This window comes from uncultured Methanobrevibacter sp. (assembly GCF_902774605.1).
GTDB lineage: Archaea > Methanobacteriota > Methanobacteria > Methanobacteriales > Methanobacteriaceae > Methanocatella.
On sequence record NZ_CACYJE010000064.1, the window covers coordinates 1 to 10042 of the forward strand.

Here is a 10042-nt window from a genome sequence, read left to right on the forward strand (position 1 = left end):
TAAATGTATTTTTAGGAGCACTAATCATATCGCAAGGATTTTACTCAAAAACAGCCATACAACAACTTTCAGAAAACTGAAAAATTCAGGCCCCTAAAAAGATTTTGAAAATCAACAAAGTTTTTGAAAGAGTCAAAAAAAAGTTTAATCCAGTTCAAAAACTGAAGCGATGAATTCCTGTTTTAATGCCTTTGTGATTTTGTGCGCATCGATTAGTGACGGTTCCACTTGATCGCTTTCTATTGCATCCAATTCATCGATAGGAATATCTGTCAATATTGACAATTCGGCTTGTGTGATGTTCAATTGTGTTCTTAATCTTTTAATATTGTTTTTCATACAATGGCCCTGAAAAGTTATTCAATAATAATGCAATATATTTTTTACATTATTATTTTAGAACTTCATCATTAATAAATCATATGAAAAAACCTATTTAGGAACTACAGTGACATTGCCCTCATAAGTGCATCCCAAGTACTTCCCATTTCCGGCAAAAGTGAAATCCCCATAATAGTTATCCTTGCCCGCATCAGGCAAATACTCCACATTTTCAATTGTGAACTCACCATTCTCGTCCGTTTTCGCATCCACAATAGTTCCCATTTCATATCCCGGCTTGTGATAGGTCACTGTCTGATTAGGAACCCCATAGCCATAGGCATCGGTGAGCATCCCTGAAAATGACCCGTTTTCAGCGACTTCAGTTTCATTGAGTATCATGAATGTTGAGACATTGTTGTTGAACTGAAACCAGAACACTGCCATGCAGATTACAAATGCAACCAAAAGAACAATGAGTATCTTGCTTTGTCTTTCCACATTATCACCAAGTAATTATTTACATTTAATATTTTTTAAAGTTAAGCATAGTTCTTGAGAGGCATGACCATTTGCATGCATGGAATGTCAAAAATATTAATCTAAATGATATATCAATTGTTATAAAATTTAGCATAATAATGAAAATTATTTAAAAAAAATCAATGAAAATAAATATCATTTAATATATGAAATAAATTGATTGAATTTAAGATAAAATAATTAACATATATTATAAATCAATTTTCATAGGCAATATTTAGAAAAATATAGATATAAATTAAACAAATATTTATTTATTTTAATATTTAATAAAATAAATTTATCAAATTTAAAATATTATGAACAAAATATTTATATATCATGATAAATAATAGTATAGCATGTAAACGCAGTTTTACATCTTTGTGAAGTTAAATCCAGATTAAAAATGAAAATAATATCATACTCATTAATCTATCTCCCCATTAACTTCACGCGGTAACATTCCCAAGACTAAAGAATGACAATTATTAGAAATGCATCAATTGCTCAACAGTGAAAAAAAAATTATTAATGCAATTTCATAACAGACTACAATAATAATCTCACCTTAGTCTTTTTCACTAAAAAAAAAGTTCAAAAATACAATATTGGCCATTAACTTGGGAAAAATACCAATTTAAACACTTGAAATCGCATCTCTCACCTTATCAACAGCAATCTGTTTTTTGGCAGGAAACGCCGCAATTTTAACTTTCAGATGGATAGCATCACCCTTGTCCAATATGGTCCATTTTTCATCTAGAGCATCAGTCTTGTCAAATCTTAAAAACCAGTTGCCCTTATCATCCATCTTCCTTTCAAGATCATCATTCAGCTTGTCCAAATCAACGCTTTCAAGAAGTGTGTTAAAAAAAGCCTTGGTGTATCGTTTCTTGGACACAACACCTGATAGAATCAATATCTTATTTTCAAGCATCCCCTCAGCCTCTTCAGCCTCGATTTCAGCCTCAGGAAGAATATTTAAAATAGCTTGACTAATCTCATCAACACTTTCATCCTCATAGACGAAGGCACGGAACTTGATGTTGTGAATCATTTAAATCAGAAAAAAAATAAAAAAAGGAAAAGAAGAATTATAAGTCTCTTCTTCTAGCTTGTTCTGAGCCTTTTCCTTTAGATTTGATTCCACGTCCTTTGTTACCAGCACTGGTTAAGCCTCTGAGAGCTCTGTTAGTGTGTTTTTTGGAGCAAATCCAATTGATTTTTTTATCGTTAATGATAGAAGGACTTTGTGGATCTACTAAAATTACTTCGTAATATTTATATTTACCGTCAGACCATACCCAGTAGGAGTTTAATACTTCAAGGTTAGGGTATTTTTTAGCTACACGTTCTTCAGCAATCCTTTGAATGGATTTTGCTTGAGTGATTTTGTTAACACCCATTCTTTTAGGTTTACGACCGTTGAAGTGACGGGTTTTCCTTCTTCCACCACGTCTTACTCTGGTTCTTACTAAAACGAAACCTTTTTTAGCTCTGTAACCTAAGCTTCTAGCTCTGTCGAGTCTGGTTGGTCTTTCAATTCTTTGAGCTGCTTTTTCTCTTCTCCATTTAGGAGCTCTTTGCCACATGAGTTCACGTACGTAGGACTCATCTGGATTTTTCCATGCGTCTCTAATATATTTATACATAAATAACACCTTTTTGTTCAGCCACGAGGGCCACATCCAATTGGGAACTTATCCCAAAAAAAGTAATTTATCACTGCCATTAAAATAACAGTAATCAAATATTTGTTTTAACTACTTATAAAAGTATCGATAAAATTAGGCATTCCATGGAAATATCCCATTCCCATAATATTTTTATCCTAACAAATGAAAAAAAATAGATGGAGTAAAAACTCCAATAATATTAACCCGACACCATAACAAGCTCGCCAGTGGCAGGATCTTCATACACCTTTCCGACTTCACTGTATCCACTGTCTTCAAGTCCTCCGGCATCAGTGTAGTTTTGGGAAAATGTTTCAGCTGTTGAAACATCCTGCGTGGATTGAGATTGGGTAATCATGTCCGGATTGGCTGATAAAGCCATGATTGCAAAAATCAAAAAGCCCAATGCCAACACAAGCATCGCATCGGATAAGTTGTTCAGTCCTCCCATCGGGTCATCATCAACTGATTCGGAAATCCTTCTTCTTTTTCTAAGCATTCAATCACCATTTGTTTATTGTTTCAAGTTCCGCTTCGGCAACGGTTTCAACATCAATCAATTCGGATTCATACCATTGTTTTTTATATTTGGAAATTAAAAATGCAATAGCGCCAACCGTCAAACCTGTAACTGTTGTATCAAATGCAATTGTCAAGGATTGCGCAAGTGTTGCAATGTCACCGGTTCCAAGTGCAGCCAGCCCAGGACCCAATGGTATCAAAGTACCTAAAAGACCTAATATAGGACCTACACGAACAAGAATATCAGTTTTATTGGTTTTTTTAATCAGTCTTGTCTCGTGAGCTGAAATCAATTCGCTTGCAAGCGCTTTCCTTGCTTCCAGACCAATATCATGATTGTCTGCAATTCTTGTTAAAATTTCCTTTTGATATTCAAACAAGTCGCTTTTTGCGATTTCATCCTTCATTTGAGTTACATTGGTTGAAAAAGAAACCTTTCTAATTAAATCCTCCAAATCTTTTGAGCTGATTGCCTTTCTTGATATGAATTCATTAATCAATCCTCCAAGGGCCAATATAACAATAACTATTGAAATCACCAATAAGATTACGACCGGTGTCAATAGACTTTCAGATATTATATGAATTAATGAAGTTAATGTCTCAGTTCCCTGAATAATCATCTATTTCCCCTCATATCATTTATTAAAACACCTGCAACCAAAACAACAAAAATTCCAATAATGACATATATCAACTGATATGTAGGAGTTAGAATTAAGAATGAACTGAACATAGCATAGTTAAGATTCAACGTGGAATTATATGTCAAGGCAAAAAGAAAAATCAATATTGAAGCCAATGCCATATATTCTCCTATTATAACCGAATATTGCCTTTTTGCATGGTGCAATAATTTTGTAAGTTGATAAACAACGAATAATATAATGAAAAACAATAAAGAATATGAAATATGGCTGAACAAATCCAGACTTGACTGTGATGACAGCAAAACTACTGAGGTTATGAAAATAATTATCACTGAATAAAAGAGTGCCCTGAAATTATTGTTTTTTGTGCAATAAGCCATTATGAAAAATGTCAATATTGATATTACCAGGAATATATACCCAAAATAATCCAATAATCCAATATTGATGTTGCTTGAGAGATTCATCAATGCAAATGTGAAGATTGAAAATATTGCCGAAATAACAAGTAATTTCAAATTATTGATTTTAGTATTTCCAAGCAGCAATGCAATGTTTGCTGAAAATAAAACCAATAATACTAAAAGATACCCTCCCATCAAGTCCATTTTTTTAACCTTTCATATTCTTTATACAATTAAATATTAATCAACATGAATATATAAACATATCGAAATGAATTATTTAAAAATCAATTACTCAATTAATAAAGATTAGTTAGGAAAATAAATATATTAAAAACAATATTAGTTTAATTAAGAAAAAAATTTTGATAAAAATAAAGAATAAATAAAAATAAAGTAATTAATAATTTTTCATTATAAATTACTCTTCAATTATTTCATAGTATGACCCTTCAGCGCAGGACTTGCAAACTGGCTTTCCTCCCCTTAAAACATGACGGCCATCAGATACCTTTTCACCACATACTGAACAGAATGCAGTTGTGTAAGGTTTTCCAGGCATGTCTCCCGGACCCAATTCAATTTTAACCTTGGTAACCTTGAACAGTTCTTCAGGAGGTGTGCGTCTGAAACGTGCAATCATCTCCTCTTTTGTTTCCTCATCCTTGAATTTCTTGTTTGCATCTGCATCAGTGATCCTTAATGCTTCACCAGTGCCCTGATTGTAGAATGTTGCTGCAAATTTTCCATAATACATTTGCTTTAATGTTCTTTTACCCATAGAACATCCGGTTACTGATTGAACTGCATCAGACATGCATCTGTCGATTTCCAAAAATACTATCAGGTTTTTATGCCTTTCATTTAAGGGCATTCCAAGCAATTCCAGTCCATACATTGCCAATTTTGTCCCAATGGCAATTCCTCCGCAAATGTGACCATGAAAATCACGTGCCTTTGCCAACTGTTCATCATAATCTTTTTCATTCATATTATCACCTCATAAATCTAGTTTCAAATTTGTTTTCATTGGTACGCATACCTTCCGTTTATAATCCAATTCTATTAGTTTAACATCAATCGAATAGGCTTTTTTCAGGTTGTCTTCAGTTACAACATCGTCAGGAGTTCCAAAATCGATGAATTTCTTATCCTTCATGATGGCCACTTTTGTTGAGCTTAAAAATGCATGGTCGGGAAAGTGTGACGACATTATTATTGACAAACCGGTTTTTGCAAGATTATCGATTATTTCCAATAGCTTTATTTGATTTCCAAAGTCCAAATGGGATGTCGGTTCATCCAATATCAACAGGTCAGGTTTTTGACATAACACTCTTGCAAGAAAAACCAATTGGCGCTCCCCACCACTTAAATTGGTGTATTCCTTATCCTTCAAGTCCTCAATCCCCAATGTTTTCAAGGCATCCGTTGCAATTTCAATATCTTCCTTTTTGGGAGAATCAGTCAAGTTGAGATACGGAGCCCTTCCCATCAACACGACATCAAATACCTTAAACGGAAATGAGGGAACGTGAGATTGCGGAATATATCCTATATGCTTGGAAACTTGCTTAAATGACAATTTTTTCATATCCTCCCCATTGATTAGGATCTCGCCGGATTTTATATCATGCAAACCGTTCAAACATTTAATCAATGTGGTTTTACCGGTTCCGTTCGGCCCTAGAATACATAGCACATCGCCTTTGCCAATTGAGAAACTTATATCTGAGAATATCTCTTCCCCATCATAGTCAAATGAGATATTTTTTACTTCAAACAGTTTATTGTCTACGACCATTCTGAATAACCTCTTTTAAGTAAGTATAAGAAAATTGGAACACCAATTATGGCGGTTAGAATTCCAATAGGTATTTCTATTGCTATCACTGCACGGGAAATATTATCAATAAGCAATAAGAAGCTAGCCCCCAAACTTAAAGATGCCGGCAAAAGTATTCTATTGTCAGGTCCGACAATCATACGGGCCATATGAGGTATGATCAGACCGACCCATCCGACAATACCGCTTATTGAAACCGCTGCAGAAGTCAGCAATGTACATCCTGCAATAATTAACAGCCTTAGTCTTGAAGGGTTTAAACCAAGTGACTGTGCCTCTTCATCGCCCATTGCAAGCAGATTCATTTGCCATCTTAACAATAATAAAATTACAAGACCAATGATTACCGGTATTGTAATCATGAACAGCTTATCAGCATTGATTGAAGCTAAAGAACCCATCAGCCAGTAGACAATTTCAGGAAGCTTGTCGTCAGGATCTGCTATGAACTTGATTGCTGATATCAATGAGTTGAAGAATGCTGATATTGCAACTCCAGACAAGACCAGCACAAGTATTCCTCCAGCCTTATAGGTTCTTGATATCAGGTAAGTTGTTGCAACAGATATCAAACCAAATGCAAATGCAAATATCTGAGTTATAATGTTTGCTCCGCTTAGCAATATTCCAAGTGCCGCTCCAAAACCTGCACCATTTGACACTCCCAAAAGGTCGGATGAAACAAGAGGGTTTTTGAATATTGACTGGAACGCCGCCCCTGAAATTGCAAGGCATGCTCCAACCACAATTGCTCCTATAATCCTTGGAAGCCTTATCTCAAAGACAATTGTTGTTAACGTAGAGTTAACTTCAAGTTGTGGAAATATAGGGGACAATATGGTATATATCACATCCACAGGACTTATTGGATATCTCCCTATTAAAAATGAAGCGAAAAATAAAATTATTGGAAAAAAGATTAAAAGTATGATGCTTATAATCTCTTTTGTCTCCTTATCCATTTATAAATTCTCCTCTTTAAGTCCAGAGCCCAATAATATGTCTTTTGCCTGATCATCACTTAAATCAAAGTGATAGAAGTTTGAATAAAATTCTTTTGTCGCATCCATCATGTTAATGTCCCTGTAGTCATCTGGGTAGAGCACTTTTGCAGTCCATGGAACTCCAATAATCATGTTTGCGCCAACAGGCCTGTCAAACCATTTGAATGGGGACTGTGGAGACAGGTAGACTTCATGGTTTTTGACTGCATCAATTTTACCCCAGTTTGAATCGGAATAGACTTTTGCATAGAATTCAGGATCGTTTGTTATAATCTTATCCGGATTCCAGCTGATTACTTGCTCCATTGAAACTTGAACACCACTTGTAGTGTTTCCTTGAGCAGCAGAATCGGCAACGTTCACTCCACCGACCAAATCGATTAACTGACCGTGTGTGGAGTGTGAAGGGTTTGTCTGAAGTCCGTCGTCGCCTTGCGCATAGTAAACCTTTACCTTGTCTGAGTCGCTCAGCTTAGATGACTTGTCATGAACAATATCCAGATACCTCTTGTTGAAGTCGTTTAACTGTTGTGCCTTATCTTGGGCTCCTACGACTTCCCCCATGAATGTAATGGATTCACCTATTTTTTCAACATTTGTTGTGTCCTTGACGGCAATTACAGGAATTGTTCCAAATTTTTCCTGACGTTCTTTGACAGTGGACGCATCTCCGTCACCGCCTTCATCAATGGATTCGATGACAACATCAGGTTCTGACGCAATGAATTCCTCATAGCTTCCATCCTGTGTGCCGTACCATCCGCCTACTACCGGCAAGTTTTGATATTGACTTGGAACATATTCCATTTCCTCATCTGTCCACTGGAAGTTTACGGCTTTCAGTTTGTCCGGTACAATCATATATAATACTGTAGTCATCGGAGGGCTTGTCGCTACCACATTGCTGACGGATGCAGGCATTTCAACATTCCTTCCAATCATATCAGTTACATTTTTAGACCCAACAGTCTCTACTGTTGATGGTGTTAAAAACATGTGTGTTGCCAGCCCTGCCAGGACCAAAACAACCAACAATAAGATTATTACTTTAACTTTCTTTTCCATTATTTAAAACCCCAACATAACTTATCGATAAGAATATATATTCACATAAGTTATTAAATAATTTTTCTAAAATATAGGAAGTATTCATATAATAATTTTTTCAATAGCAAAAATAGATTTAAAAGTTAAAAAATAGTTAAATCAAGTATAAATAGATTTAATTAAAAATAAAAAAATTTAAGAAAAAATTATCGTTATAATAATTTATTCATAGCCTCTTCGAATTTATCAGTGATTGCTTCCCAATCATTTGACTCGACATATTCCCGTGCAGTGCTTGCAATCTCATCATACTTTCCATTAGCTAGAATGTCCTCAACAGTTGTCAAGACCTCAAAAGCTTCATGAATGTATTCAATACCATGACCATATCCGAATTCCTTGGACAATCCTGGCAGTTCGGTTGCAATCACCACTTTTTTCATAGCCAAATATTCATAAATCTTGATTGGCACAATATCCTGCATTATCGGCTCGTCAATATATGCCGGAAGCAGACAAAAGTCAGCAGAGGCCAAAAATTCAGGAATCTTTTCAAATGGCTGCTTTCCAGTCAATATCAGTTGGTCTTCCATATTGTATTCATCACGGATTTCACACATCTCGTCATATGCATCCCCGTCACCAACCACAAGGATTTTATAATTAGGATATTTATCCTTATTCTGACCCAATGCCCTTGCAAGCTCCTTCATTCCTGCAAACTCATATATCCAACCCATGAAGAACAATACAATATCATCCTCTTTGATGCCGTATTCTTCACGTATTGCAGAATCATCCAAATCAGGATCATAGCTGTTCAAGTCTATACCCGCATCAATAAGTATTGTTGAATCCGGCTTTGCACCAACGGAGTATGCAAATTCAGAGAGTTTCTTGTTGATTGTAATTACCAAATCAGCATTGCGGATTGTTTTTTCAGTGAAAATCTGTCCCATTTTCTGGAATGCCTTTTCTGGAATCAATGCATATATCACATCGATGAAATAGTATACAAATGGAATATCATGCTTTCGAGCAAGCCTTGAGGCATTATATGAGTTTAAGATACCCAATGCCAGAATGACATCCGGCTTGAATTCATCGATTTGATGCTCTATTTCTTTTTTGTGAGTAAAGAATAATGTTGCATAGTTAAGACCCTTGATTTTTATAAAACCTGGCCTTATTACTTCAATGTGAGTGTTCTCCTTGATTTTGGAAACATTCTCATGGACTTCCTTATGGTATATTAAACCTGAATCGTCATCGTTTGGCCAATCTATAGGATAGTCGATGACTTTTATTTGATGGCCTCGCTCTGCCATTCTCTCCATCAAATGGTGTTGCTGGTGAGGGTTTCTCTCCAACCAGTCAGACTCTTGAACAACTAATATTTTCATAAGACGTTATTTGTTTCTAAATAAATATATAAGTTTCTTTAATCAAAACTAATAATTATGAAAATGCCGAATGAACTAGATTCAAAATTACTTGCCCCATGCGGGATAAATTGTATTAGTTGTGAAAAATATCAAAATCCATGTGCAGGTTGTTTAATTAGTGATGATGGCAAAAGCAAAGCCAGCTTAAAATGCAAAATTAAAACTTGTTTTGACAAGAAAAATTTCAGCTATTGCGGACGCTGCAGCGAGTTTCCTTGTCCTTTGATGAAAAAACACTCCAAAAAATATGTTAAAAGACACAATCTTGATACTTTAAGCAGTGCCAAAAGGATTAAAACCACAGGCATTGGTCGTATGATGAGTGAGGACCGTGAAAAATGGCTGTGTCCCGAATGTGGAGGGGTTGTTAAATTCCAAAGCATGACCTGTTCCGAGTGCGGATTTCAAATTGATTAAATGAAAAGTTTGATTAATAATTTTAATAATGAACTTAATTACTATTATTAAATTAATGTTTAAATTGATTTAAAATAACTTGTTTTAAAAAATAGCTTTAAGAAATTAGGAAATCCATATGAAAAAATAAAAAAAGATGAATATGTAAAAAACATATTCACAAAACCGAAATTATGATAGTGCAA

The 10042-nt window shown here is 34.9% G+C and carries 13 protein-coding genes; 1 reads left to right on the forward strand and 12 read right to left on the reverse strand.

Annotation, left to right across the window (positions count from 1 at the left end; translation table 11 throughout):
- Positions 1 to 144 precede the first annotated feature (144 nt).
- The 12 genes from QZU77_RS09510 to QZU77_RS09565 form a co-directional block, all read right to left on the reverse strand.
- A complete protein-coding gene (locus QZU77_RS09510) occupies positions 145 to 339 on the reverse strand; it encodes a helix-turn-helix transcriptional regulator (protein ID WP_295603488.1) in 195 nt (64 codons plus the stop codon).
- 93 nt (positions 340 to 432) lie between these two features.
- Positions 433 to 822 (reverse strand): hypothetical protein, encoded by a 390-nt coding sequence (locus QZU77_RS09515; RefSeq protein ID WP_295603490.1) that lies wholly within the window; start codon positions 820 to 822, stop codon positions 433 to 435.
- 661 nt (positions 823 to 1483) lie between these two features.
- Complete coding sequence (locus QZU77_RS09520) at positions 1484 to 1903, reverse strand: RNA-binding protein (protein WP_295603492.1); 420 nt, start codon at positions 1901 to 1903, stop codon at positions 1484 to 1486.
- A gap of 37 nt (positions 1904 to 1940) precedes the next feature.
- Entirely contained in the window at positions 1941 to 2498 is a 558-nt protein-coding gene (locus QZU77_RS09525) for a 50S ribosomal protein L15e (RefSeq protein WP_295603494.1), read from the reverse strand.
- Positions 2499 to 2721: 223 nt separating this feature from the next.
- Complete coding sequence (locus tag QZU77_RS09530) at positions 2722 to 3021, reverse strand: DUF2149 domain-containing protein (protein WP_295603496.1); 300 nt, start codon at positions 3019 to 3021, stop codon at positions 2722 to 2724.
- A 4-nt stretch (positions 3022 to 3025) separates the two neighbouring features.
- On the reverse strand, positions 3026 to 3667 hold the full coding sequence (locus QZU77_RS09535) for a MotA/TolQ/ExbB proton channel family protein (protein WP_295603498.1): 642 nt from the start codon (positions 3665 to 3667) through the stop codon (positions 3026 to 3028).
- Complete coding sequence (locus tag QZU77_RS09540) at positions 3664 to 4293, reverse strand: peptide ABC transporter permease (protein WP_295603500.1); 630 nt, start codon at positions 4291 to 4293, stop codon at positions 3664 to 3666. The genes QZU77_RS09535 and QZU77_RS09540 overlap by 4 nt, the downstream gene beginning before the upstream one ends.
- Before the next feature lie 226 nt (positions 4294 to 4519).
- A complete protein-coding gene (locus QZU77_RS09545; RefSeq protein ID WP_295603502.1) occupies positions 4520 to 5089 on the reverse strand; it encodes an FmdE family protein in 570 nt (189 codons plus the stop codon).
- 9 nt (positions 5090 to 5098) lie between these two features.
- Entirely contained in the window at positions 5099 to 5902 is an 804-nt protein-coding gene (locus QZU77_RS09550) for an ABC transporter ATP-binding protein (protein ID WP_295603504.1), read from the reverse strand.
- A complete protein-coding gene (locus QZU77_RS09555; protein WP_295603506.1) occupies positions 5893 to 6906 on the reverse strand; it encodes an iron ABC transporter permease in 1014 nt (337 codons plus the stop codon). Before QZU77_RS09555 ends, QZU77_RS09550 begins: the two co-directional genes overlap by 10 nt.
- Positions 6907 to 8013 (reverse strand): ABC transporter substrate-binding protein, encoded by a 1107-nt coding sequence (locus QZU77_RS09560; RefSeq protein ID WP_295603508.1) that lies wholly within the window; start codon positions 8011 to 8013, stop codon positions 6907 to 6909.
- A 194-nt stretch (positions 8014 to 8207) separates the two neighbouring features.
- A complete protein-coding gene (locus QZU77_RS09565) occupies positions 8208 to 9398 on the reverse strand; it encodes a glycosyltransferase family 4 protein (RefSeq protein ID WP_295603510.1) in 1191 nt (396 codons plus the stop codon).
- Positions 9399 to 9455: 57 nt separating this feature from the next.
- Here QZU77_RS09565 and QZU77_RS09570 point away from each other — a divergent pair, with 57 nt between their 5' ends.
- Positions 9456 to 9857 carry a DUF3795 domain-containing protein gene (locus QZU77_RS09570; RefSeq protein WP_295603512.1) on the forward strand — a complete coding sequence of 134 codons (402 nt, stop codon included), beginning with the start codon at positions 9456 to 9458 and terminating at the stop codon, positions 9855 to 9857.
- Positions 9858 to 10042: the final 185 nt, after the last annotated feature.